Annotated in this window: 20 protein-coding genes; 10 read left to right on the top strand and 10 right to left on the bottom strand. The window is 69.9% G+C overall.

The window, feature by feature from the left end; all coding sequences use genetic code 11:
- Window positions 1–2 precede the first annotated feature (2 nt).
- Both VF106_RS34910 and VF106_RS34905 read left to right on the top strand, forming a co-directional pair.
- Entirely contained in the window at window positions 3–2,642 is a 2,640-nt protein-coding gene (locus VF106_RS34910) for an AAA family ATPase (protein ID WP_330844204.1), read from the top strand.
- 78 nt (window positions 2,643–2,720) lie between these two features.
- A complete protein-coding gene (locus VF106_RS34905; protein ID WP_330844203.1) occupies window positions 2,721–3,746 on the top strand; it encodes a hypothetical protein in 1,026 nt (341 codons plus the stop codon).
- Here VF106_RS34905 and VF106_RS34900 read toward each other — a convergent pair.
- Window positions 3,737–4,171: a papain-like cysteine protease family protein gene (locus tag VF106_RS34900; protein ID WP_330844202.1), complete on the bottom strand. Its 435-nt coding sequence runs from the start codon at window positions 4,169–4,171 to the stop codon at window positions 3,737–3,739. The genes VF106_RS34905 and VF106_RS34900 overlap by 10 nt on opposite strands.
- A 127-nt stretch (window positions 4,172–4,298) precedes the next feature.
- Here VF106_RS34900 and VF106_RS34895 point away from each other — a divergent pair, with 127 nt between their 5' ends.
- The 5 genes from VF106_RS34895 (at window position 4,299) to VF106_RS34875 (ending at window position 9,466) form a co-directional block, all read left to right on the top strand.
- Window positions 4,299–4,685 carry a VOC family protein gene (locus VF106_RS34895; protein WP_330844201.1) on the top strand — a complete coding sequence of 129 codons (387 nt, stop codon included), beginning with the start codon at window positions 4,299–4,301 and terminating at the stop codon, window positions 4,683–4,685.
- 47 nt (window positions 4,686–4,732) lie between these two features.
- Window positions 4,733–5,050, top strand: a complete 318-nt coding sequence (locus VF106_RS34890; RefSeq protein ID WP_330844200.1) for a hypothetical protein — start codon at window positions 4,733–4,735, stop codon at window positions 5,048–5,050.
- A 279-nt stretch (window positions 5,051–5,329) separates the two neighbouring features.
- Window positions 5,330–8,746, top strand: coding sequence for an alpha-glucuronidase family glycosyl hydrolase (locus VF106_RS34885; protein ID WP_330844199.1), 3,417 nt, complete (start codon window positions 5,330–5,332; stop codon window positions 8,744–8,746).
- 31 nt (window positions 8,747–8,777) lie between these two features.
- Complete coding sequence (locus tag VF106_RS34880) at window positions 8,778–9,260, top strand: DUF2975 domain-containing protein (RefSeq protein ID WP_330844198.1); 483 nt, start codon at window positions 8,778–8,780, stop codon at window positions 9,258–9,260.
- Window positions 9,260–9,466 carry a helix-turn-helix domain-containing protein gene (locus tag VF106_RS34875; protein ID WP_088962527.1) on the top strand — a complete coding sequence of 69 codons (207 nt, stop codon included), beginning with the start codon at window positions 9,260–9,262 and terminating at the stop codon, window positions 9,464–9,466. The genes VF106_RS34880 and VF106_RS34875 overlap by 1 nt, the downstream gene beginning before the upstream one ends.
- A gap of 53 nt (window positions 9,467–9,519) precedes the next feature.
- Here VF106_RS34875 and VF106_RS34870 read toward each other — a convergent pair whose 3' ends face one another.
- The gene (locus VF106_RS34870) at window positions 9,520–10,440 is read right to left on the bottom strand and encodes an NADP-dependent oxidoreductase (protein WP_330844197.1); all 921 of its coding nucleotides are present in this window, start codon (window positions 10,438–10,440) and stop codon (window positions 9,520–9,522) included.
- Window positions 10,441–10,562: 122 nt separating this feature from the next.
- Here VF106_RS34870 and VF106_RS34865 point away from each other — a divergent pair, with 122 nt between their 5' ends.
- Window positions 10,563–11,408, top strand: a complete 846-nt coding sequence (locus VF106_RS34865) for a helix-turn-helix transcriptional regulator (protein ID WP_330844196.1) — start codon at window positions 10,563–10,565, stop codon at window positions 11,406–11,408.
- A gap of 41 nt (window positions 11,409–11,449) precedes the next feature.
- A complete protein-coding gene (locus VF106_RS34860) occupies window positions 11,450–12,835 on the top strand; it encodes a DUF2252 domain-containing protein (RefSeq protein WP_330844195.1) in 1,386 nt (461 codons plus the stop codon).
- A 395-nt stretch (window positions 12,836–13,230) separates the two neighbouring features.
- On the opposite strand, the gene VF106_RS34855 is transcribed toward VF106_RS34860, so the two are convergent.
- The 3 genes from VF106_RS34855 to VF106_RS34845 all read right to left on the bottom strand — a co-directional run bounded on the left by VF106_RS34855 (window position 13,231) and on the right by VF106_RS34845 (window position 16,079).
- Complete coding sequence (locus tag VF106_RS34855) at window positions 13,231–13,596, bottom strand: hypothetical protein (RefSeq protein ID WP_330844194.1); 366 nt, start codon at window positions 13,594–13,596, stop codon at window positions 13,231–13,233.
- Window positions 13,597–13,667: 71 nt separating this feature from the next.
- Window positions 13,668–14,366 carry a hypothetical protein gene (locus VF106_RS34850; protein WP_330844193.1) on the bottom strand — a complete coding sequence of 233 codons (699 nt, stop codon included), beginning with the start codon at window positions 14,364–14,366 and terminating at the stop codon, window positions 13,668–13,670.
- A gap of 78 nt (window positions 14,367–14,444) precedes the next feature.
- Entirely contained in the window at window positions 14,445–16,079 is a 1,635-nt protein-coding gene (locus tag VF106_RS34845) for a glycosyl hydrolase family 28-related protein (RefSeq protein ID WP_330844192.1), read from the bottom strand.
- 129 nt (window positions 16,080–16,208) lie between these two features.
- Between VF106_RS34845 and VF106_RS34840 the strand changes: the two genes are divergently transcribed.
- A complete protein-coding gene (locus tag VF106_RS34840; RefSeq protein ID WP_330844191.1) occupies window positions 16,209–18,752 on the top strand; it encodes a fibronectin type III domain-containing protein in 2,544 nt (847 codons plus the stop codon).
- Window positions 18,753–18,756: 4 nt separating this feature from the next.
- Here VF106_RS34840 and VF106_RS34835 read toward each other — a convergent pair whose 3' ends face one another.
- The 5 genes from VF106_RS34835 to VF106_RS34815 all read right to left on the bottom strand — a co-directional run bounded on the left by VF106_RS34835 (window position 18,757) and on the right by VF106_RS34815 (window position 24,923).
- On the bottom strand, window positions 18,757–19,545 hold the full coding sequence (locus tag VF106_RS34835) for an FHA domain-containing protein (RefSeq protein WP_330844190.1): 789 nt from the start codon (window positions 19,543–19,545) through the stop codon (window positions 18,757–18,759).
- A gap of 10 nt (window positions 19,546–19,555) precedes the next feature.
- Complete coding sequence (locus VF106_RS34830) at window positions 19,556–20,659, bottom strand: serine/threonine-protein kinase (protein ID WP_330844189.1); 1,104 nt, start codon at window positions 20,657–20,659, stop codon at window positions 19,556–19,558.
- The gene (locus tag VF106_RS34825) at window positions 20,656–22,653 is read right to left on the bottom strand and encodes a transglutaminase TgpA family protein (protein ID WP_330844188.1); all 1,998 of its coding nucleotides are present in this window, start codon (window positions 22,651–22,653) and stop codon (window positions 20,656–20,658) included. Before VF106_RS34825 ends, VF106_RS34830 begins: the two co-directional genes overlap by 4 nt.
- Before the next feature lie 65 nt (window positions 22,654–22,718).
- A complete protein-coding gene (locus VF106_RS34820; RefSeq protein WP_330844187.1) occupies window positions 22,719–23,840 on the bottom strand; it encodes a DUF58 domain-containing protein in 1,122 nt (373 codons plus the stop codon).
- Window positions 23,841–23,972: 132 nt separating this feature from the next.
- Window positions 23,973–24,923 (bottom strand): AAA family ATPase, encoded by a 951-nt coding sequence (locus VF106_RS34815; RefSeq protein ID WP_330844186.1) that lies wholly within the window; start codon window positions 24,921–24,923, stop codon window positions 23,973–23,975.
- Window position 24,924 lies beyond the last annotated feature (1 nt).

Here is a 24,924-nt window from a genome sequence, read left to right as displayed (position 1 = left end):
ACATGGGACCCCGGTTCGTCGGACGTCATCGGGAACTCGCTGTCCTGCAACGGGTGTGGGAGACGGTGCGACGCGGGGACGTTCGCGTCGTGGGGGTCTCGGGCGACGCCGGGGTGGGGAAGACCGCCCTGGTGCGCCACTTCCTCGGCACGACCGGGGCGGTCTCGGTCTGGGCCAGCGGTGACGAGGAGGAAGCGGAACTGCCGTGGGCAGTGCTGTCGCAGCTCATACCGGCTGAGGGCTCTGCCAGTCCGGTTTTCCTCGCGCACACGTTGGCCGCGTTCCTCAGGGGGACCGAGCGGGTGGTCGTGATCGACGACGCGCAGTGGGCGGATCGGTCGTCGATGGCGGCGGTGCGGCTCACGGTGCGGCGGTTGGCCGGCGAGCCCGTGATGGTCATCGTCGTCCGGCAGGGCGGCGGGCTCGACGACGGGTGGCGGCGGTTGCTCGACTCGGACCGGGGCGTCCGCCTTGACCTGGCCGGTCTGCCGCCGGCGGACCTGGTGCGGCTCGCGGTCGGCGCCGGTCACCCTGGGCTGTCGCTCGCGGGGGCCGCTCGCCTCCACGAGCACACGGGGGGCCATCCGTTGCACGTGCGGCACCTGCTCGACGAGCTGCCCATGCACTCCATCGTCTTCGGGCACGGCTCGCTGCCCGCGCCAAGGGAAATCGCGACGACCGTGCGGTCGCGACTCGCCTCGTGTCAGACGGCGACCCGGGAGCTGGTCGCCGCGGGCGCGGTGATCGGGCGGCGGTTCAGCCTGGCCCAGGCACGCCAACTGGGCGACGTCACCGCCGACGCGGTCGCCGAGGCGGTCGAGGCGCGGCTGCTTGAGGAGATCCCCGGCTCGATGGGGCAGGACCTCGCGTTCACCAGCACCCTGGTGCGCGGGTTGGTCTACCACGACCTCGACCGGACGCGGCGCCGGGACCTGCACCTGCGGGCCGCGCGCAGCGGTGGTTCCGGGGCCGTCTGGCACCGCGTCGCCGCCGCGCACGGACCGGACGCGCGGCTCGCGGACGACATCGAACAGGCGGCCCACGAGCACGTCAGGGAAGGGCGGTTGCTGCCGGCCGCCGTGCACCTGCGGCACGCGCTCGACCTCACGCCACCGGGGCCGGCCCGGCGTCGCCGCCTGCTGACCGCGGTCGAGGCGCTGCTCGTCGTCGGCGACGTCGCCACCACGGCGCGGTACCAGGGTGACCTGGCCACCGGGTCGGGGCCGTGGTCGGACTACGTGGCGGGCTACCAGCTCATGCTGACCGGCCAGATCGCCGACGCGAAGACCCTGCTCGACCGCGCGCTGGCGGCGGTCCACACGAGCGAGCCGGGTCAGCCGGACGATCTCGAGGCACGGATCGCCACCCAGTTGACGATCATCGCGGTGCTGACCCTGTCGTGGCAGGAGATGATCACCCACGGCGCCACGGCGGTGGCCACCGCACGCACCCCGTGGGTGGCGGCGCACGCGTGGCTTGCCAGAACCGTCGGGTTGGCGGTGGCCGGGCGGGGCACCGAGGCGCTGGCCGAACTGTCCGCTGTGGACGAACCGGGTGCGCCGTCTGGCATCGACGGTCTGGTGGCACGCGGCATGACCCGGTTGTGGACCGACGACCTCGACGGGGCCCACCGGGACCTGACCACGGCCGTGGCTCGGGCCATCGGCGGCGAGACCCTGCGCACCGCCCAGGCGCTCGGCTTTCTCGGTGAGGTCGAGTACCGGCGTGGCGCGCTGGACGAGGCCGTCCTGCACGCCGAGCTCGCGGTCGGTGACGCCGAGGAGAACAACCGGTTCTGGGACTACGCCATGCTGCACGCCCTGGCCAGCTATCCGTTGGCGGCACAAGGTGAATGGGAGAAGGCGGAGTCCCACGCGGCCACGGCGGCCACGTGGGCCCGCAAGGTCGGCACGCCGTCGGCGCTGTCCTACGCGGCCGCCGCCAAGGCCGGGATCGCCCAGGCACGCGGCGACGGCTCCGCTCTGCTGGCGGCGGCCGAGGAGCTGGCGTTGTACTACCCCGGCCGCGAGTCCGGCACCAGCCTGCTCGGGCCGTTACGTGCCGACGCGCTGTCCCAGCTGGGTCGCGTCGCGGAAGCCGCCAAGGCGCTGGATGCCTTCACCGCCACGCTGGTCCACCAGGATCGACTGTCCACACAGGTCGCGATCGCGCGGGTGCGGGCACGGCTCGCGCTCGCCGCCGAACGCCACGGGCAGGCACTCGACGAGTGCGTGCGGGCGCTCGGCCTTGCCCGCACGGTCGGGTTGCCGATCGAGGCCGCGCGCGCCGAACTGCTGGCCGGCGTCTGTCAGGCCGCTCTCGGCAGGCGAGCCGCGGCGGAACGGACACTGCGGTCGGTGCTCCGGCAGTTCAGGTTCCTTGGCGCGTGGGCGTATGCGGCGCAGACCCTGGCCGTGAGCGACGCCGCGGGCCTGTCGCTGGAGGCGCCGCCGGCCGCGCTCGACGACCTCACCCGCGCGGAACGGGCCGTCGTGACCCTGGTGTGCCACGGCCTGTCGAACCGGGAGATCGCGGAACGGTTGGTGTTGAGCACGAAGACCGTCGAGTTCCACCTGACCAACGTGTTCCGCAAGCTGGACGTCGCCGACCGGGGCGAGCTGCGACGCGTCCTCGCGGATTAGAACCCAGGGTGGTGGCGGGAAAACACCAGGGTCGGACTCGGGCGACACGACCACGCCCACGTTCATAGAGTGCCGGTCATGCGCCGGAACGTGAGGGCCGTGCTGGCCGCCCTTTCCCTGTCCCTGATCCTGACCGGCGGGCTGCTGTCACCCGCGCGGAGCGAAACGGCCCCGCACCGGCCGAGCAACGGCTTCGCCAGGTCCGGTCCGTGGAACACCAAGCTGCCCCGACACGTGCCGCTCGCGGAGAACTCGGCGGCGATCGTGGCGAACATCAAGCAGGACAAGGACGAGAACTTCCAGGTGTGGGCGTTCAACACGCACACCTGGTCGTCCCCGGTCTACACCGTCGGGCGGCACACGCCACGGCTGCGCTGGACCTTCTCCGACTGCCTCGATCTGCCGCACCTGGCGCCGGTGATCGCCGACACGCTGTCGTCCGTGCCGACACCGCCCGGGATGCTGGTGTCGCAGGGCACCGACAACACGGTCGCGATCTACCAGCCGTCCACCGACACCTACTGGGACTTCTGGCGCGCAGAGCAGGACAGCGAGGGAAACTGGTCCGCCTGCTGGGGCGGGAAGATCGAGCACTACTCCCGCAACCCCGGCATCTTCGACAACCCGCTCGGCGCGGCCGCCACCGGCCTCCCGTTCGGCGCGTTCCTGATCCGCATCGAGGAGCTGCGGCGGGGACGCATCGACCACGCGCTCAACATCCAGACCGTCCGCGTGCGGGCGAACTGCAACTCCTGGCCGGCGAACCGCAACGACGGCAACACCGAGGGCGCGGACTTCCCGTGCGAGGGGCAACGTTTCCGGCTCGACCCCGCCTTCGACGTGAACACCCTGCGCTCCCCCGCCGCACGCACCATCGCCAGGGCCATGCAGGAGTACGGGCTGATCATGTCCGACAAGTCCGGCTCGCTCGCCACCCAGGCCGAGGACCCGCGCCCGTACGGCGGCGTGAACCCGTACCACCTGCTGACCGACCCGACCAACGAGATCCCCGACGACGACTCCTACACCTGGCTGACGCTGGCGGACATCCCGGTGGAACGGCTGCAGGCGCTGCCCCTGGACTACGGGCGGCCTCAGAGCTGAAGCATGTCGCAGGCGAGGGTGTCCAGCTCGTAGTTCTGCTCGACCTGTTCGTAGGTCTGCCAACCCTCGCCGGCGGCGGGGTCGAGGACGTACAGGTACCAGCCGCTCTCGTCGTCGCCCTCGATCGCCGACACGACGATCCAGTGGCCGGGGATGGCCACCATGACCGGCGCGGCCTCGAGAACCTGCCACCACGCCGCGGGGGTGCGGCATAACTCGGGATGTTCGAACATGCCGAGTTCCTTCACCATCACGCGGCACTCGGCCTCGTCCTGGCCGTCGGTGCCGAACTGCGGGAACCGCTCGAGAATGGTGTCGTCGTCGTAGCACACGCTGTCGCGCCAGCCGAGCAACATGGCGGCGGCCGCGGCCCAACACGACATCGTCTGGCTCTGGGGAACATGAGCGACAAGATGACCGGGCATGACGTTCTCCTTCGCTGGGGTACTAGGGAAGTTGTCGCACGGCCCTGCACCTCGCCGACTGCCCGAAGCGCCGTCGCACGGGCGACGCCCGGCGCCCGAAAGGGCAGCACCGTGGGATAGTGACGCCGTGGCGAAGATCCATGACGTCGTGTTCGACTGCGCCCACCCGGCGTCGCTCGCCCGGTTCTGGGCAGCCGCCCTCGACGACCACCAGGTGGCCCCCTACGACGATGCCGAGCTGGCCCGCCTGCGCGGCAAGGGCATCGACGATCCGGAGGACGACCCGACGGTGGTGGTGGAAGCCGGGCCGGGAGTCCGCCCTCGGTTGTTCTTCCAGTCGGTTCCCGAGCCCAAGACCGTGAAGAACCGGGTCCACCTGGACCTGACATGCACCGACCTCGACGCGGAAGTCGAGCGTCTCGTGGCACTGGGGGCGTCGGTCGTGGCCAGGTACGACGGATGGGTCACGCTCACCGACCCCGAGGGCAACGAGTTCTGCGTCCAGCGGACCTGACGACTCTTCCGACGTTCGATCGACGTCCCGGATCTCCAGGAGTGACCATGACCGTTTCTCACGAGCGCATAGCGGTGCTGTGGAACGAACACCTGCGTCGTCCCTTCCCGCCGCGGCTACGCGGTAAGGACATCGACGGGATTGACTTCGTACTGTTGGACGCCGACATCGCGGGATGCGTTTCCGCGTGGCTCAGCCGTCAGGGAGACCTTGATCCCGACCGCCAACGAATCCTCCGCGAGTGCCTCGACGACCTGCACCGACTCCTCCTTCCTTCCCTCACCGATCAAGCTGAGCGCCACTACTACTCCGCGCTGGGCGATCTCGCCCAAGCCGTCCTCGAGACTCAGCAGGAACCGCGTTGAAGCTACGCGGACTATTCCAACTCGTCAGGCCTGTGTCCTATTTGGATCATCGGCGCGGGGCGGCTCTCGACGGACACGACAACCCACACGTGATCTTGCGCGACCCGGTGGCGCGAGCGTAGGCGACGCAGGTACGCCATCAACGAACTGGTCAGCCTCTACGGCTGGTTCGGGCCCTGCCACTGATCGTGATCGTCGGCGTCGTGCCCGTCGCGCGGTCGGCGCATTGAGAGCGCTCCCAAAACCACGTACGCTCCCGAACAGGGAGGGTGGTCCGCGATGAGCGAAAGTTCCGGTTCCCGTTGGTGGAGAAGCATCCTCGCGACGTTCGTGGCCTTCGTGATGGGAGTCGCGCTGATGACCGTGGCACCGCCGGCCGTCGCCACCCCGCGGGACGACACGTACGACGGGTCGGACCTGTGGCTACGCTACGTTCCGGTGAGCGACCCTCGCCTGCTCCGGCGGTACCGGGAGTCGACCACGGCGATCGTCGTGGAGAACGCTGATCGCGTCAAGGCGCACCGCCACACGCCGGGCCTGGGCATGGCGCCGGGGTCGACCGAGGCGTTGTCGGAGTCCACTTTGGCCGCGGCCAGGGCGGAACTGGTCCGGGGGCTGGGCGGGCTGACCGACCGTGCGGTGCCGGTGCGGGACGGCGGCGAGGTTCCGGACGGCGCGGTGGTCGTCGGCACGCGGGACAGCTCGCCCGTCGTGCGGCGGCACATCTCCGCCCGTGACCTCTCGGCCGTCGCCGACGACGGCTACCTCATCCGCACGGTCAACCGTGGTCGGCACAGCTTCACCGTGATCGCCGGCCGGACCGACATCGGCGCGCTGTACGGGACGTTCGCCTTCCTACGCCGTATGCAGACGTGGCAACCCATCGCACATCTGGACATCACCGACTCCCCCAAGGTGCGCCATCGCCACCTGAACTACTGGGAGACCGAGCGCCTCTACGCCGGCAACGACCCGGCCGGGACCGGCGGGCTGGACGGCGAGACCGGGGCGATCTTCAACTTCGCCGCCACCGGCGCCAGCGCCGGGAAGAACCTGCCGGTCATCCTCGACCGCTACCTGGTGACGGCGCGGGCGTTGGCGTCCGTGGGCATCAACGGCATCACGATCAACAACGTGAACGCCAACAACGCCTACCTCACCCCGGAGTACGTGGAGAAGGCGGCCGCGCTGGCGGATGCCCTGCGGCCCTACGGGATCAGGCTTGCCATCTCCATCAACTACACGGCACCAACGGATCCCCGGTTCGCGCCGGACACGCTGACCAACCAGCAGCTCGACCCCTACAGCGCCGAGTTCCAGGGTTGGTGGCACCGCAGGGCGGCGGGCATCCAGGCGTCCATTCCGGACTTCGTCGGCTTCACCGTGAAGGCCAACTCCGAAGGCCGGCCGGGCCCGCAGGACTTCGGCTACGACCACGGCGACGGCGCCAACGGTCTCGCGGACGCGGTGGCGCCACTGGGTATGACGATCTACTGGCGCACGTTCGTCTACAACCCGGAGGTGGACGGCGACCGGTTGAAGCGCGCCTACCTCGAGTTCGGCTACATCGACGACGAGCCGCAAGCCGACGGAACGCGCGGCCGCTTCCGGGACAACGTGTTCCTGCAGACCAAGAACGGGCCGCTGGACTTCCAGGCACGCGAACCCCTCCACCCCATGTTCGGCCGCATGGAGAACACCAACCAGGCGATCGAACTGCAGATCACCCAGGAGTACACGGGCCAGAGCCGGATGCTCTGCTACCTCGGTCCGATGTGGGAGGAGGTCCTCAAGACCGACACGTTCGCGACCGACGCGCAGGGCAGGCTGCTCGACGAGCGACGGGTCGGCGACATCGTCGACGGAACCGCGCAGGGGCACCGGGACACCGCGATCGTGGGCGTGGCCAACCTTGGCAACGCGGACAACGTGACCGGGCACCACTTCGCCCAGGCGAACCTGTTCGCGTTCGGCCGGCAGGCCTGGGACTGGACGCTGGGCTCCCGCGACATCGCGACCGACTGGACCAGGATGACCTGGAGCAACAACAAACACGTGGTGCAGACCATCGTGACGATGATGATGGGCTCCTGGGAAGCGCTGGTGAACTACCAGACACCGCTCGGCGTCGCGCACCAGTTCCGGTCCAGTGACCACTATGGACCCGACCCGGCCCAGTGGTTCATCCGCGACGACTGGAGCCCGGTGTACTACAACCGGGCGGACAGCGTCGGGTTGGGCTACGACCGCTCGCCGACCGGGAGCGACCTCGCCGCCCAGTACTTCCCCACGCTCGCGGACCGGTACGGCGACATCGACACGGTGCCGGAGAACCTGTTGATGTGGTTCCACCACGTACCGTGGGACCACCCGATGCGCAGCGGCAGAACGCTGTGGGCGGAACTGGTCAACCGCTACCAGACCGGCGTCCAGTACGTGACCTGGCTGCGGGAGACGTGGGACTCGCTCGAATCCCATGTGGACATCCGGCGCTTCGCGGAGGTCCGGGCGAAGCTCGCGCTGCACGAGGCCGACGCGGCCGGCTGGCGCGACACCAGCGTGCGGTACTGGCAGGAGTTCAGCGGCAGGGCGATCCCGGTGGACGACGGTCCGCTGTCGATCAAGATCGTGGTCGACGGGCGGACGATCGGCGGCTTCGACCTGTCCGCCGCGTCCTACCGTGTGCCCGTGGCCGGCGGCGGTTCGCCGGCGATCACGAAGGTCATCCCGGCCGATCCCGCGGCCAGGTACCAGATCGTGTCGCAAGTGGCAGGGCGTGCCGTCGTGAAGGTGGCCAAGGAGAGCCGGTTCGGGTCGATCGTGAAGAACTACGTCTTCGACTTCGTCCCCGACACGACACTGAAGAGCCTGACCGTGAACGGCAAGGAACTCACCGGGTCCCACGTGCTCCTGCCGGCGGGAGCACCGGTGGCGACGGTCGCGGCCGCCGCCACCGACCCGGCCGCCACGGTCACCGTCACGCAGGCGAGCGAGCCGAACGGCCAGGCGAGGGTGACCGTCACGAACGGCGGTGAGACAGCGGTCCACACCGTCGACTTCGACACCGCGATCACGGGAAGCGACGAGTTCGACGCAACCACGCTCGGCCCCCAGTGGCGCTGGGTGCGTCCGGACGCCGGCACGTGGCGCCTGTCCGGCGGAGCACTCGTGATCGCGGCACGGACCGGCGACCTCCAGGAGAACGTGAACACCACGCGGAACGTGGCGCTGCAGGACGTGAACGGCGACTGGACCGCGGAGTCGCGGCTCGTGTTCTCCCGTCCGCTGGCCGGCAACAACGAACAGGGCGGTGTGATCGCCTACGCCGACGACGACAACTACGTGAAGCTGGCGTGGGAGATGGCGGATGCGAGCGCTCCCATCAACAAGCGACGCCTGGTGCTCCTCCGGGAGGAGAACGGCGTGGTGACCACGACACAGGTCACCGGGGCGGAGGCGCAGCGGCTCGTCGGGGACGACGGCGCCGTGTGGCTGCGACTCACCAAGAGGGGTGACACCTACCGGGCGTACTACTCACGCGACGGCAGCGTCTACAAGTTCATGGGTGCCACCACGCTGGCCGCGGCGCCGACCGGCGCCGGGCTCGTGGCCTTCACCCGCGCCGGCACCGCCACGGACCTCGACGTCGCCGCCGACTACTTCCGAATCCAGAGCCACGGCGTCGCTATCGATTGACATTCGATAGATATCGAGCGACACTCGATGCATGATCTCAGCGCATCGGGTGGTCGTCGTGCCGCTCAGAGTCTTCCTCGTGCTGCTGTTCGGGGTCCTGCTCGTGTTCCAGTTCCTGTCGCTGCCCGGGCAGGTCCGGTACATGGCCGAGGAGTCCCCGGACCTGAGCTACGCGAGGTGGCCGATGACCGCCGCGTCGGTGTTCATGGTGCTGTGCGTCCAGGTGGTGATCGTGTGCACCTGGAAGCTGCTCACCCTGGTCCAGAAGGACCGCATCTTCACCGAGGCCGCGTTGCGATGGGTGGACACGATCGTGTGGGCCATCGCAGCGGGGTGGACGGTGCTCGTGGGTGTGTTCCTCTTCGTCGGCATCACCGCGGACGACCCCGGAGCACCAATGTTGCTGTTGCTGATGGTGATGGTCGTTGCTGTGGTGGGTCTTTTGATGGTGGTGATGCGTGCACTGCTCCGGCAGGCCACGATCCTGCGTACCGACATGGACTCGGTGATCTGATGCCGATCGTGGTGCGCATCGACGTCGAGCTGGCCAAGCGAAAGATGAGCGTCGGCGAGTTCGCCGAACGGGTCGGCCTCACGCCGGCGAACGTGGCGGTACTGAAGAACGGCCGCGCCAAGGCGGTCCGCTTCAGCACACTGGAAGCCATGTGCCGGGTGCTCGACTGCCAACCAGGCGACTTACTCGAGTGGGTCGAGGACTAAGCGGGCGTCGCACAGGCAGCCGGGCTGCCCGTGCGACGTGACCCCCCGGCCCGTCAGGGAAGCAGCACGATCTTGCCGCGGGTGTGCCGGTTCGCCAGATCCTCGTAGGCGGCGCGGACCTCGGTGAGCGGGTAGACCTTCGCGATCGGGACGTCCAGGGCACCCTTGTCGACCAGGGCGGCGAGTTCCGCGAGCACGTCGGCGGTCGCCGCGGCGGCGTTGCCCTCCGTCTTGGTGCCGTACTTCGCCGCGGCCGCCATGTCGATGATCGTGTCGATGCGGTCCGGGGCGACGCCCAGCTCGATCGCCAGGTCGACGTAACCGCCGCCGAAAAGGTCGACGAACGCGTTCACGGGGCCGCCGGCGGCCTCCCGGATTCGGTCGGCAACGCCATCGCCGTACGTGACCGGGACGACGCCGTGCTCGGCGAGCCACTCGTGGTTGGCCGGGCCGGCCAGCCCGATGACCGTGACGCCGGCGAGCTTGGCGAGCTGCACGACGATCGAACCGACCCCGCCCGCCGCTGCCGACACCACGACCGTGTCGCCCGGCGTCAGGGACACCGCCCGGACGGCCGCGTAGGCCGTCGTCCCGGCCACGTACAGTCCGCCGGCCACCTCCCAGGACACGCCGGACAGGCGTGGCGTGAGGTTCTCCGCATCGACGAGCACGAACTGGGCGTGGCTGGCGCGGTTGTCGGTGAACCCGATCACCTCGTCGCCGGCCGCGACTCCCGTCACGCCATCACCGACCTCGGCCACCACGCCGGCAAGGTCGCTGCCCTGCCCCGACGGGAACGTCGATGGCCAACGCTCCGCGAACACACCGGAACGGATGGCGATCTCCCCAGGGTTGATCCCCGCGGCCTTCACCTCGACCAGCACCTGACCACGACCGGGGACCGGCCGGGGCACGTCCACGACCTGAAGGACGTCGACATCGCCGTACCCGTCGAACCGTACTGCCTGTGGCATGACATTCCCTCTCTGTCGGATGCCACCAGGCTGGCACCGTGTCCTGCCGTCCGGCAGCGGACCGTTCACCCTAGGACCGGCGATCCTTGGCTCGGCGCCGCGCACGGCGGGATCATGGCGTCATGGACCGTCGCGAGCTGGCCGACTTCCTCCGCCGATCGCGGGAGCGGCTCCGTCCACACGAGGTCGGGCTGCCGACCGGGCCACGGCGGCGCACCCCGGGGCTGCGGCGCGAAGAGGTCACGCAGCTCGCCGGGATTTCCACCGACTACCTCATGCGCCTGGAGCAGGCGCGCGGCCCGCAACCGTCCACCCAGGTACTCACCGCGCTGGCTCGCGCACTGCGCCTGACCGAGGACGAACGCGACCATCTCCACGTGCTCGCCGGCCACCGCCCGCCCGCGGGGCGCCTGGCCGGCAACCACGTCCGGCCCGGCCTGCTGTACCTACTGGACCAGCTCACCGCCACGCCGGCACAGATCCTCACCGATCTCGGCGACCTGCTCGCGCAGAACGCTCTGGCACAGGCGCTTTTCGGCACGATCTGCTCGGTGCGCCGCCACGACTGCGGCCAGGACCACAACATCGTGTGGCGTTGGTTCAACGACCCCGCGGTGCCGGAGGCGTACCCGGCCGAGGAGCGGGACGAGCACGGCCACCGTCTCGTCGCCGACCTACGCGCGGCCGTGGCCCGGCGCGGCGACGACGCCGACGCCGCCGCGCTGGTCAAGCGGCTCTCCGCGAGCAGCGAGGAGTTCGCCGCGCTGTGGGAGCTGCACGAGGTGGCCGTGCCCCGGCACAGCCGCATGCGGGTGCTGCACCCGGCGATCGGGCCGATCGTGCTGGACTGCGAGATCCTGCTGACGCCCAGCGAGGACCAGCGGCTGTTCATCTTCACCGCGCCACCCGGCACACAGGACCTCGACCAGCTGGAGCTGCTCAGGGTCGTGGGCAGCGAGCAGTTCTGAAATCGTCTGACCCCGGTGTGTGACCAGGCATGATGGAACGCATGGGTGAACGCACACGGGCGCGGACCGCCGCCGCGCTTGGCACGTGGACCGAGCCGGCAGAGGTGTACGCGCGTGGTCGCGCACTGCGCTCGACAGTGGACTTCGACGACCACCGCGCGATGTCGCTGGCGCCCGACCGCCCGTCCGTCCTGGAGTTCATGCACGCCAGCAACGTCGGCCGGCTCGACGAGCTCATCCCGCTACGGGTCGGGCGGATGCTGGCGTCCCCGTTCGCGTTCTTCCGCGGCTCCGCCGGGCTGATGGCCGGCGACCTGGCCGCCGGTGTGTCGACCGGGCTCACCGCGCAGCTGTGCGGGGACGCGCACGCGGCCAACTTCGGTCTGTACGGCACGCCCGACGGCCAGATCGTCATGGACATCAACGACTTCGACGAGACGCTGCCGGGCCCGTGGGAGTGGGACCTCAAGCGGTTGGTGGCCTCGCTGGTGCTCGCGGGCCGCACCGGCGGCGTGTCGGACAAGGGCTGCCGCGACGCCGCCGAGGACGCCGTGCGCGCCTACCGCACGGGTGTCCGCCACCTTGCGGAGATCCCGTTCCTGGACTCGTGGTCCGCGCTGGCGGACGAGTCAGTGCTGTCGCAGGTCAAGGCCGACGACCTCGTCAACGACTTCGCCAAGGCGGCGGAGAAGTCCCGCAGGAACACCAGCGCCCGCTTCGCCACGAAATGGACGGCACACGACGGCGAACGGTGGCGGTTCATCACGAACCCGCCGACGCTCACCGCCGTACCAGACGCGACCGCCGACGCCGTGGTCTCCGCGCTGCCCTCCTATGTGGACACTCTGCGCGAGTCGCGCCGCAACCTCATCATGCGGTACGGCGTGTCGGACGTGGCCGCCCGCGTCGTCGGCACGGGCAGCGTCGGCCTACGTAACTACCTGATCCTGCTACACGGCAACGGACAAGAAGCCCTTGTGCTGCAAGCCAAGGAAGCGCGACGATCAGCGCTCGCGCCGTTCCTCGACGTGCCACCGGTGAAGCACGAAGGAAAGCGCATCGTGCACGGCGCGCGGCTGGTCCAGGTGGAGACGGACATCCTGCTCGGCTGGACGACCATCGAGGGCCGCCCGTTCATCGTGCGACAGTTCCGCAACCGCAAGGGCGAGATCGACACCACGACGCTCAAACGCGACGACCTCGACGACTACGGCCGACTCGCCGGTTCCCTCCTCGCCCGAGCACACAACCGATCGGTGGACCCCCGGCTGCTGGCCGGCTACTTCGACGGCAAGGACGGCGAGGAGGTGGACGAGGCGTTCACGAGATACGCCTTCGCCTACGCGGACCGAACAGAAGCCGACCACGCGGAACTCGCCGAGTTGGTGAAGACCGGCAAGCTACCGGCGTTGATCGAGGAAGACTAGTTCGAGGCATGGCCGATGTCCTGAAAGACGCGCTGATGTCGTTGAACCTGAATCCGCCGATGATCTTGTCGGGAGGTCGCACCTTGCGAGAGAGTTGTGGGCCTGGTCAGACACTTCGCGGGCGTCGGGCGCACAGCGCCCGACGCGCACCCGCTGGGTCCCGAAAGACGCGTTCGGGGCATCGCCGATGTCTCGAAAGACGCGCTGATGACGTTCAACGACCCGAAAGCGTCTTTCGGGACAGCGCCAGCGCGCGGAAACCGCCAGCGAAGCGGACTTCGCCCGCCGGATCCACAGAACCGCGCACGGGCAGCATGATTATCGGTGGATCTGGGTTGAACGACATGAGCGCGTCTTTCGAGGCTGAGGCGACGTGACCCCTCGGGCAGGACCGCTCAGGTCGTGACGCAGGCCTTTCCCTTGTCGTTTCCCCAGGCCTGGGGAAAGAAGCACAGCTCCCGCCCCGGTGAGGTGGCCCGTTCGATGTCGGCGAAGACCGGCACCTCACCGGGGCCGAGCGGACTTTGGAAGCCGCGCTCGATCTGGACTCCGTCGAGTTCCCAGCGCCAGCCGGTGTCGGTGACGACCGGGCACTGCAGCCGCGAGTCGCCGAAGTGCACGCCGGAACCGAACGACTCCGCCGTGACCCACAGGAGTGTGCAGTCGTCCGATGTGCCCGGCGGGTCGTCCGCGCTCGCGGGTGACGCCGAGAGTCCGGTGATCGCGACAGTCGCGCCAAGGACGAGGGCAAGGTTCTTCACAGCCAGCCTCCCCAGAGAGCCGAACCGCGTTCGGTCCGCGTCAACAGGTCACCAGACGCCGCCGCGCACTGTCAACTCTGTTGGTAACTCTTCAGTCCCACCAGCGTGGTGAACGTGATCGCGTTGGTGCCGGCCGGGGCTGGTAGACCGAACCGCTTGTCCACCAACCGGTTGAGCACGCCGCAGCCCTGCGCCCTCGGTACCGCGAACGTCTTGTCCTCGATGGTGAACCTGAGCACCCTCGGGTTGGTGGAGATCACGTCGGGCCCGCTCGTCCTGACGGGTTTGAACCTGATGGGATCCTCGTCGCTGCCGATCGTGCAGGTGTTCGGCAGCAGCGGGGAGATCACCCTGAGCTTCAGATGTTGTTCGCCCATCTGGTCGCCGACGGAGAGGAAGTCGGCGTAGCCCGCGTACTCGATCTGGATGTCCATACGGAGCAACGGGTTCCGGTCCTCGCCGCCGACCAGTCCGCCGGGCACGCGGGTCGGCTCGGCCCGCAGCGCGCCGAAGACCTGGGCGTACTGACCGTCCAGCTGACCTTCGGCGAACGTCAGGCGCATGGCACCGCTGGGCTGTTCCGCGATGGCGCCGAACTTGACGGTGCCGTTCGACATCAGCACCTCGCAGCGCCACTGCGCCGGGTCGGCGGCCTCGGGAATCGTGGGGCAGTCGGCGAAGTCGAAGGTGGGCACCGGGTCGGCGGACGCCGTCGTGGCCAGACCGATCATGGCAAGCGCCGCCAGTGCGGCCCCTCGAAGAGTTCTCATGTCCGAAGAGGATTCCCCGCCACGGCACGCCGGTGATCCGGTAAACCCCCTGGATCTACCCTGAGTTCGGGCCAGGGGTCACCGCAGGCGCGCCCTCAGTTGGGCCTCGTACAGGTTGACCGGTGTCACCCGCTCGTCCAGCGCGTCGACCACACTGGACAGTTCGCCGCCGAAGTCCTTCGGGTGGTCGGTCGGGGCGGTGGTGCCGCGCACGCCGATCATGGCGCTGCGTGGCGCGTGTTCCTCCAGGCGGATGGCGTGCGAGCGGCCGTTCGTGACGTCGATGTTCCAGTGGCAGAACCTGGCGCCCCACCGCGGTCCGGCGTCGTTCGCGCCGCCGGTGTTTCCCGTATTGTTCACGGTGATCGCGGTCCGGACGCTCTCGAACGGCAGCGCGCGGTGCGAGTCGAAGGTGCCGTCCATCGTGCCGTTGGACCACACGTTGCCCGACGTGAACCCCTCGGTGTTGATGCCGTGGTACACCGCGCCCGCCGCGAGCGGGGTGGTGGCCGGGAGGATCTCGAACCTGTCGACGAGCATGTCGTGGGACTGCACTCGGCACACGAAGGAATGGTGCCGGGCACGGCCGCCCACCCGCACGTTCGTCAGCGTGATCCCCTTCGACGTGGTCAGCCCGAAGCCGTTGTCGGCGTGCCAGAGGTCGACGTCGCGCGCCCAGCAGTTCAGCGCCGCCTGGAAGTTCGGCCCGTTGAAGCCGGGATCCGCGTTGTGCAGCGCCTGCGGGGCCTGCCGCATCTCGATGGTCAGGTCCTCGATGCCGGACTCCGTGACGACCGGCCCGAGCGTGACGAACCGCGGCCGCCACGCCGGGCGCAGGTCGATCTTGAGCGGTTGCGCCAGCACCACGGCACCCCGTTCGACCCGCGCGATCCGCACGGGGAAGCGGTAGTGGCTGAAGTTCTCGACCAGCACCCAGTCGGACAGGTCCGGCCGCAGCCGGAGCCCGGCCGTCGCCCACGGATAGGCCGCGGCGCCCGGCACGTCGCCTGCGAGGTGTGCCAGCAGGCTGCTGTCCGGCGTGTTCTCGGCCAGCAGCAACACATGCTGGCCCGCGGTGAACGCGGACGGGTCGGCCACGGGGATCCGCCGGGCGCCTCGCGGCACGGCGGCGGTGACCTCGGAGAGGTCCCTGTTGTCCATCCAGCCCTCGTTGCCGTTGAAGTCCCTGGCTTCCAACGATTCCCGAAGTTCGCGCGGGATGAACCACACCATGCCGCCGGAGAACGACCACTCGCGCCGGCCCGGCGGGCGGTAGCTGGAGGTCAGGGACTCGTCGAAGAACAACGTGGTGCGGCCACGACCGGCGCCGCGCAGGACGACGCGACTGTGGTGCATCCAGATCACCCCGGTCAGCCGGTAACGCCCTGGCGGGACCAGCACCGCCCCGCCACCAGCGGCGCCGACCGCGTCGATCGCGGCCCGGAACGCGGCCGTCGAGTCGGTCACCCCGTCCCCGACGGCACCGAACCGGGTCACGGTCGCGCGCACCGGCGGTCGCGGCAACCGGTGCTCGCCCCGCCGGTAGCCGGCGTAGGAGACGTTAGGGATCAACGGATGTGTGTCGGGTGCGGCCAGATACTCCCGCCACATCCGATGTACTGTCCGCCGATCAGCAACGGCGGTTTCGGCGCCGAGCAGATATCCGGTGGCCGCTACCGTAGTCGCGGCACGCAGGAAGTCACGCCGATCCATCGACACCTCCGAGACATCGGATGTATCAGTCAGCGTAAGGCCTCGGGCGACAAGAGGCAAAGATCTCACTTGGCGACGCTGTGGGTGCCGTGACAGGCTTTGCTCCACTGTGTACTCCTGGGGGCGTCGATGAGTTCCGCACGAAGACTTGCTGTTGTCCTGACCACGGTCGCGGTCGCCATCGGATGGCTGCCGGCCGCCGGAGCCGCCGCGGCCGCCGAGTTACCCGGCGCCCGCTACACGGCACTCGCCACACCGACCCGGATCGTGGACACGCGCACCGACACCGGTGGGCACCCCAAGCCACTCGGGGCGGGCGAGACCATGACCGTCGCGGTGCCCGGCGTGCCGGCCGACGCGACCGCCGTCGTGATCAACCTGACCGGGACCGGAGGCACCAGCGACACGTTCCTGAGCGCCTTCCCCACGCAGTTCGCGAACACCTCGACGCTGAACCTGGCGCTCGGTGAGACCGCGGCCGTCGCGGCGGTCGTGACGCTCGGGCCCGACCGCGCTTTCCGCGTGCTCAACCGCAACGGATCCATCGACATGGTCGTCGACCTGGTCGGCTACCTCGGCACCGGTGGCGGGGACGGGTTCGCCTCGGCCGCGTCGCCGACCCGGATCCTCGACACCCGCGCGACCAACGGCGGGCACCCCAGCGCGCTCGGGCCGGGGCAGCAGCTGACGCTGCCGGTGCGCGGTGTCGCGGGTGTGCCCACGACGGCGACCTCGGTCGTGGTCAACCTGACCGGGGTGACTCCCACGGCCAACACTTTCCTCCGCGTCACGCCCAGCGGCGGCGCCAGCACCTCCACGCTGAACCTGGCCGCCGGTGTCACGCGGGCGAACCTCGCGGTGGCCGGGATCGGGTCCGACGGCGCCATCCGGATCGCCAACCTCGCGGGCGACACCCATGTCATCGCCGACGTGGTCGGCTGGTTCGCGCCCGGCGCCGGCGGCAGGTACATCGCGGCCCCGGCGCCCGCGCGCGTGATGGACACCCGGCTGATCCCGCTCAACCCGATCGAGGCAGGCGAGACCAGGTCGGCCGCGCTCGCGAGCGCGGCCGTGCCACCCGGCGGGCGCACCGCCGCGCTGCTCACCGTCACCGCCGCCTACCCGACCGAGGACACGCACCTGATTACGTGGCCCCAGGGCGGCGCGCAACCGCAGACCTCCACGCTCAACCTGCCGGCCGGAAAGATCGTGTCCAACGCGACGATCGTCGAGGGCGCCGGCGTCTCGGTGTACAACCACCGCGGCGAGGTCGACGGGATCGTGGACGCGGCGGGCTACTTCTACACACCGACCAGGGCCGAGCCGACCGTGCCCAGCGCCCCGACCCTGACGCAGGTTCGGAACAGCGGTGCCCGTGTCCAGCTCGCATGGACGCCACCCAGCGACGACGGCGGGCTTCCCCTCACGGGCTACACGGTCACCCTGCGGCCCGGCGGGCGCACGATCACCGTTGGCGGGCACCAGAACAAGGTCACGGTCGACGGCACCGTCAACGGGGAGCGGTACACGGTGTCGGTGGCGGCCACGAACTTCGCGGGCACCGGCCAGGCCACGTCGAGGCCGACCGGCCCCGGCCCCGCCATGACCCGGATCGACAAGGACGCCGCCGGCACACCCGACACGACCAACGGCGTCTTCCCGAGAGGGCTGTCGGCCGACGGCCGATACGTGCTTCTCTCGGTCCGCAGCAGCAGCGTGCTGGTGCCCGAGCCGTTCCGCACCGCCCAGTCGCAGGGCTCCTACGCGATGCGCAAGGACCTGCGCACGGGTGAGCTGGAGCTGGTCGGCCTGGATCCTGCCGGCAGACTGGTGCGCATGCTGACAGGGGCCATCAGCCGGGACGGCGACACGGTCGTCTATGAGGGCTACTCCCCCGACGACGTCTTCGGCATCTACGTCCGAGATCTCACGACCGGCGCCGTGCACGTGGTTCCCGCGCCCACCAGCACGACCAACCTGGCTCTGTCCGCCGACGAACGCCGGCTGACGTTCGGGGCCGCCGATGGTGTGTACCGGCACGACCTCACGACCGGCGTGACCGAGGAACTCCTGAACTGCCCCGAACCGATCCACGGTTGCGCACTGAGCAATCCCAAGGCCGACGCCGACGGCACCACGTTCGTGTTGGACTACCGGCGGACCCCTACCGAGACCAGCCGGCTCACGCTGCTGAACGCCGACACCGGCGAGCTGCGAACCCTGCCGGAGGGCGAGCGGAGCACCTACGCCATCAGCGGCGACGGGCAGTGGGTCTTCTACAGCTGCGAGACCTGCCCCGACCGGTTCGTGATCAGGAAGGTCGCCACCACTCCCGGCGCGGTCCCGACGACCGTCAAGGCCTGGACGGACGGGTACACCTGGGTGGTGAACCCGTACTGGGTCAACCACGACGGCACCCTGCTCACGTTCGAACGTCAGCGTGGCGACGGCCAGTGGTACGGCTCCGCGCCAGGGTACGTGTTCGACCTGGTGAACCAGCGGGAGGTCATGCTGCCGCAGGCGCGGGACATCGCGTTCCTGAACGACCCGATGATCAGCGCCGACGGCAGCACGGTGGTCGGCTGGGAGCGCTGCCTCACCAGTATCCAGGACGCGGAGTGCCTCCCGATCGGCGTCTACTCCGTCTCGGTGCCCGCGATGCTCGGCGGCTGACCACCTAGTCCAGCAGGTCCAGGTCCTTGGGAGTCAACGCGGTCGAGCGCACCAGCTCGCGGAGAAGGTTGTCGTTGAGGGCGTTCCCCACGGGTTCGCCCACCTCCTCGCGGGTCAGTTGGGGCACGCCGCGGCGGGACAGGCGATCGCGCACGACGCCGACCCGGTGCTCGAGCTTCTTGGGGGTCCAGCCCGCCGCCGGTTGGAGCTCGGCCAGTTGGCGGGCGGCTTCCTTCCATGTCAACGGTTTGGGGTTGGGCTCGCGCAGGAGGTAGCGCTGGCCCAGTACGACGAGCATCAGCTGCTCGTCCGCGGTGAGCGCGTGCGGCCTCGGCGGGTCGGTGTCGTCGGCGTGGCGGGAGCGGGGTTGGTCGCCGTCGGCGCCGGTCACGAAGATCTCGAGCAGGTGCTCGCGGTCACGGGAACCGGGCACGTGCAACGGGGTGAAGCCATCGGCCAGCGGGATGGCGCCTTCGTCGGCGAACAGCCACTGCGAGCGGGGCAGCCGAATCGGCCTGCGGCCCGTGTTGCGCAGCCACCAGCGGCCGCGGTGGTGGGTGAGCTCGCCGTGCACGCGGCTGACCTGCTGGTCGTCCTCGCCGATGCAGACGTGCACCAGCGGACGGTTGCGTCCGAAGTAGACCATGCGGCCCTCGCTGGGACCGACCGTGTAACCACCGCCGAGCGCGAGGGCATGCACCGCGCCCGGCGCGGCACGCACGACGCCGTTCGCCAGGCTGCTGTGCCCTCTTGGTAACAGGATTCCACCTTTGTGCAGCAGTTCCGGCTCCATGCCGGCCTCCTCAGCGATTGCAGACCGCTCCCCGTACGGCCCTGGACTGGCTTTCGTAGGACTTGTCCCCGTTGGTGCCGCGGACGAAGAAGCAGTACGCGCGGTCCGGCTCGACGGGTACGGTCATCGCGCGATTGAACTCCGCCAGCTCCGACTTCCGCTCCGCGCCCTCGACCCAGAAGATCACGGCGAAGTACAGCGAGTCGTCGGTCGTGGTCCAGCGCAGCGACACCTGATCGGTGAGATCGACGGGCTCGTCGAGTTCGATCACCGGTGCTGACGAAACGGGCGCGGGAGGCGGCGATGTCCCTTGTCGCGGCCAGAAGACCACCGCCGACACCACCGCCAGCACCACGACCGCGGCCCACCACCACACCCGTGGCCCGGACGGCGGCCGTGTCTCGGGCACGTCCTCCGTCCACGGCGCGGTCCGCTTCGCCGGATCCGGCGCCAGCAGGCGACCGATCGTCGTGGACAGTCCGATCGGGACATCCGGCCGGCTGATCGCGGGCACCGGTTCGCCGAGCACGCGAAGGATCCGCTCGCCGGTCGTCTCCCCGATCCGGCTCGGGTGCGGCGACTCGCCCGTCAGCGCGAAGTGCAGGACCGCGCCGAGGCCGTACAGGTCGGTCTTCGCGGTCACCTCGCCGGTGCGCAACGTCTCCGGCGACACCCATTCGACGCCGTCCAGCGGGTCCCGCCGGAACGCCTGCCGTTGCGCCACACCGAAGTCCGCCAGCACGGGTTCACCGGTCGTGCGGTACAGGACGTTCGCCGGGCTCACCCCGCCGTGCAGGACGCCGCGCCCGTGCGCCGCGGCCAACGCGCGGGACAGGACCTCGCACAGCGCGGCCACTTCCTCCGAGGCCAGCGGTCCGTCCCGCGCCACACGAGCGGCCAGTGAGTCGGCGCACAGCTCCATCCGCAGCGCGTGCCTGCCCTTGACCACCTCGACGCCGTCGAACCGCAACACCGGCGCCGACGCCAGCCTGGTCCGTTCCCGCTCGATCGTCGCGAGCGTGCGCCGGTCGAACTTGCCCGGAAACAGCTTCAACGCCGCCTTCTCGACGGCGTACACCTCGGCGACCGGGCCCCGACCAACCAGAACGTTCATCGGATCACGAACACCGCCCTGATGCGTGCGGCGAGGGACCGTCTCGCCAGCGTGCCGCGGATCTCCCGTACGGCCGACCACGACTCGGCGACCGTGCTCTCGTTCGCCCCCTTGCCCGACCACAGGGCGATGTCCAGGTTGACCGCCAGGCGGTGTAGACTGTCCACAATGGAGCCTCCGGTGACCGCGGCGAGGTCACGCGGGGTCATGCCGGGCGTGACCCGCGTGCCGTGCGCACGCAGCAGGTCCCGGGCCTCCGACCAGGCGCCGACCACGCCGCGAACGCCGGTGAAACGCCTGCGGCGCACCGTCCGGACCAGTTTCGCCACCGGGATGGCAAGCACCACAAACACGAACAGCCCGAGCAGGCCGGACCCGAGCCACGCGGCCATCGTCCCGACGCCGACCCCGAACCCCGGGCCGGGCGCCGGCTCCGCCTCGGGCAGCGGTGGGTCGGGCAGTTTCTGGTCGGGTGGCGGCAGCTGTGCGCGGGCCTTCGCCATGACCTCCGCCAACGGGGACGGCGCCGCGTCCGCGCCACTCGCGGCGCCGATCGGGTCCAGCGGCACCCAGCCGACCCCCGCCACCGCGATCTCGGGCCAGGCGAGCACGTCCTCGTTGCGCACCACGACGCGGCCGTCAGTACCCGCGGGCGCGCGGTACCCGACGGCCAGCCGGGCGGGGATGCCGACGATCCTGGCGAGGACCACATAGGACGCGGCGAACTGCTCGCTCGTGCCGCGCTTGGTGTCGAGCAGGAACGACCGCAGCTGCGGCCAACTGCTCCCGGTGGGCAGCTCGTCTCCCGTGGCGAACTTGTACCCGCGGCTCAGGAACTGCTCCAGCACGAGCGCGGTCTTGACCGTCGGCCGCGCACCCCCGGTCGCCTCGCGAGCCAGCTCGGCGATGCCGGACGGCACGGCGCCGAGGCCACCGGGTTCGATGTCGGAGGCCACCGCGGCGTCGGCGATCCCTTCCAGGTCACCGTTCTGTTCCCACCACCGCAGTTCGTACTCCACCGGCCCGGTCCGTGCCGGCAGCAGCAACGTGCCGGTGTCCTGGTCGATCAGGGGCGCGATGCCGGTGACCGACTCCGGCATGGCCTGGCTCGGCACCCACTGGCTGTCGCCTGGCACCGTGAGCCGCGCGGAGTAGGAGGCCGCCGGCACATCCGTCCGTGGTCCGATCTCGGCGCCGAGCCTGCGGTACTGATCGCTCGCCGTCCAGGTGACGCCGTCGAAGTCGTCGAGCACCACGAGCCGCCAGCGATCCACCGGCGCGTCGCTCGTGTAGCTGAACACCGGCGTGTCCGGATCCGCCATCCGCGCGGCGACCTCGCTCAGCGGGTTGACCGTCCTCGGCAACGCCACCTGCGCGGACTGGCTCCGCTGCACCGAATAGGCTGGTCCGGTGTGGACGGTCAGGGTCGCGAGCCCGGCCACCACGCTCAGCACGACCGTCAACACGACCGCCGTCCGTGCCCGGGTGTAGAACAACCCGGCGACGACGGCCGCGTAACCCAGCGCCACCAGCGTCGCGACGGTGCCCGACACGGCGACGAAAGCCTGGCTCAGCAGGAGAAGCACGAGGCTCGGCAACACGGCCACGGCCGGCCACCGCAGCAACTCGATCCCCACCATGGCGGCGAACAACACCAACATCGGCACGAACAGCAACAGCTCCGCGTCCGGCCGCACCGGCCAGGTCGACTGCAGGGCGAGCTGCCAGGAGTCGGTGACGCCGGCGAGAAGCGCGCGGAGACTGTCCATTGTGGGCAGCCCGCCGCGCGTGGTGTGGCTCAGCGACACCTCGGTCAACGCGAACAGACCGACGACGAGCGCAAGCACCGGCCGCCACGGCCGCAAGGCGGGAAACCGCACGCACAGCTCGACAACCACGTAGCAGGCCACAGCCACAGCGGCGACCGGCGCCACCAACGACCAGAACCCGAACACGGGCGCGAACAACAGCCCCGCCACAGCAGTTGCGAGCAAGACCCACAGCGCCCGACCCCGATCCCGGATGCCCTGAAGGGCACCTTCAGGACGTCGCCCATTGCTCATGCGATCACCGTTTGCCACTGCTGGATGGCGTCCACCGCGTCGAGCGCGCGCAGGACTCGGACTCCCGGGACCTGCGGTGCGGCACCGCCGAGCGCGACCACGACCACGTCCGCGTACCGGGGGCGGATGGCGACGAGCGCGGCGCCGTCATCCGGCGAGATCGTGGCGGACACGACGACGAGCGTGCCGCCGCCGGTTCGGGCCAGTGCGGCCGGTACGAGTGGCAGGTCCGCTTCCTCCGCCCGTGCCACGACGCACAGCTCCTCCAGGTACCTCGGGACCGCGTCGGAACCCGAGTTCGTGGTGACGTCGACGCCGCTCGGCGTCACCAGCTGGCAGCGGTGGTCGGCACCCGCGGCCGCGACCACCAGGGACGCCGTGAGCTCGACGGCCTCCTCGAACTCGGCGGCCGGCGGGGTCCGGTTGTCCAGCAGCACCGTGAACCTCGGCTGGTGCGGGTCCGCGTAGTCGCGGATCATCAGCTGCCCGGTGCGTGCTGTCGCCTTCCAGTGCAGGTGGCGGACCTCGTCCCCGGGCAGGTACGCACGCACCTCGCGGATGTCGAGCGAACCGCGCGGCGAGCTCTCCGTGGCCTCGCCGTCGTGGTGGTGCAACGGAAGTCCGCCCGCGACGGCCCGGACCGGGTGCGTCCTGGGGTACACCCAGAACGTCGCCGTCTCCCCGATGAGGAGTTCGGACCTGCCGAGCCCGAGGGCGTCGACGCGACGCAGGCTCAGCGGTCCGACCTCGTGCCTGCCGCGCCGCCCGGTCGGCAGTTCGTTCAAATAGGACTGTTCCGAACCGGCCGCGAGCGCGCGGACCGCGACGGTCACCCGGTCCTGACCGACGCGGTCGACCGCCGTGAAACCGGCCTGGCGTCGACTGCCCGGGTTGTGCACGCGCAACGTGATGCCGGCCCGGCCACCCCGTTCGACCCGGTCGGGAAACAGCTCCCGGACGACCTCCACCCGTGGCCGCCGCCCCGCGACTCCCAGCGCCGCGACGACCGCGCCCACCGCGACCGCGCCGAGCGTGACCAGCACCGGATAGCCCGCGACCAGGCCGAGCACGACGAGCACGACGGCGGCCACCAAAGTAGTCACACCTCGTGCGGTCACAGTTCCGCCTCACCGGAATTAAATGTGTTGGTCACGTTGGGAACAGAGGATCCTGTTTGTTCACGTACTTGTGGCTGGCTTGCGTCACGTTCCCCTGAGGCGCGGTTGCGAAGCACTCGGCCTGCGCTCATATCAGGGCCCTGCCGCTACCGGGACGGGGAGCTTGGCCAGCAGGTCGGTCACGATGTCCTCGGCCTTGCGTTGCCGCAGTTCCGCGTCCGGCTTGAGGATCAGCCGGTGGTCGAGCACCGGGTGCGCGACCTCCTTGATGTCGTCGACCGTCACGAAGTCGCGGTCGTAGGTCGCCGCGATCGCTTGTGCGGCACGGACGAGCGCGATCGTGCCGCGTGGGCTCGCGCCGTACCGGACCTCCGAGTGCTCCCTGGTCGCGGACGTGATGGTCGCCGCGTAGTCGACGACCGCGTGGTCGATCCGCGCGCCACGGACCTGCACGACCGCGGCCCGCAGCGTCGGAATGTCCACAACGGACGGCAGGTCGTCCGGGTCGACCCCCGCGCAGTCGCCCATGACCACCATGACCTCGGACGCCCGGTCCGGGTACCCCATCCGCAGCCGCATCAGGAACCGGTCCAGCTGCGCCTCCGGCAACCGGTACGTACCGGCCATCTCGATCGGGTTCTGCGTGGCGATCACCAGGAACGGCCTGGGCACCTCGTGGCGAACCGCGTCGACCGTGACGCGCCGCTCCGACATCACCTCGAGCAGCGCCGACTGCGTCTTCGGCGTGCCGCGGTTGATCTCGTCGGCCAGCACCACGTTGGCGAACACGCTGCCATGGTGGAAGGCGAACTTCTCGTCGTTCTGGTGGTAGACCTGGACACCCGTGATGTCCCCCGGCAACAGGTCTGGCGTGAACTGGATCCGGTTCCAGCTGCCGCCGATGCTGCGGGCGAGACACCTGGCGAGCGTGGTCTTGCCGAGTCCCGGCACGTCCTCGATGAGCAGGTGTCCCTCGCAGAACAGCGCGGCGACCGCCAACCGCACCACCTGCGGCTTGCCCCGGATGACACCCTGGACGTTCGCCGCGATCAGCTCGTAGACCTGACCAGGAGTCTGAGTCACG

The organism is Actinophytocola sp. (assembly GCF_036378875.1).
Taxonomy (GTDB): Bacteria; Actinomycetota; Actinomycetes; order Mycobacteriales; family Pseudonocardiaceae; genus Actinophytocola.
This window is presented reverse-complemented; position numbering and strand designations above follow the sequence as displayed.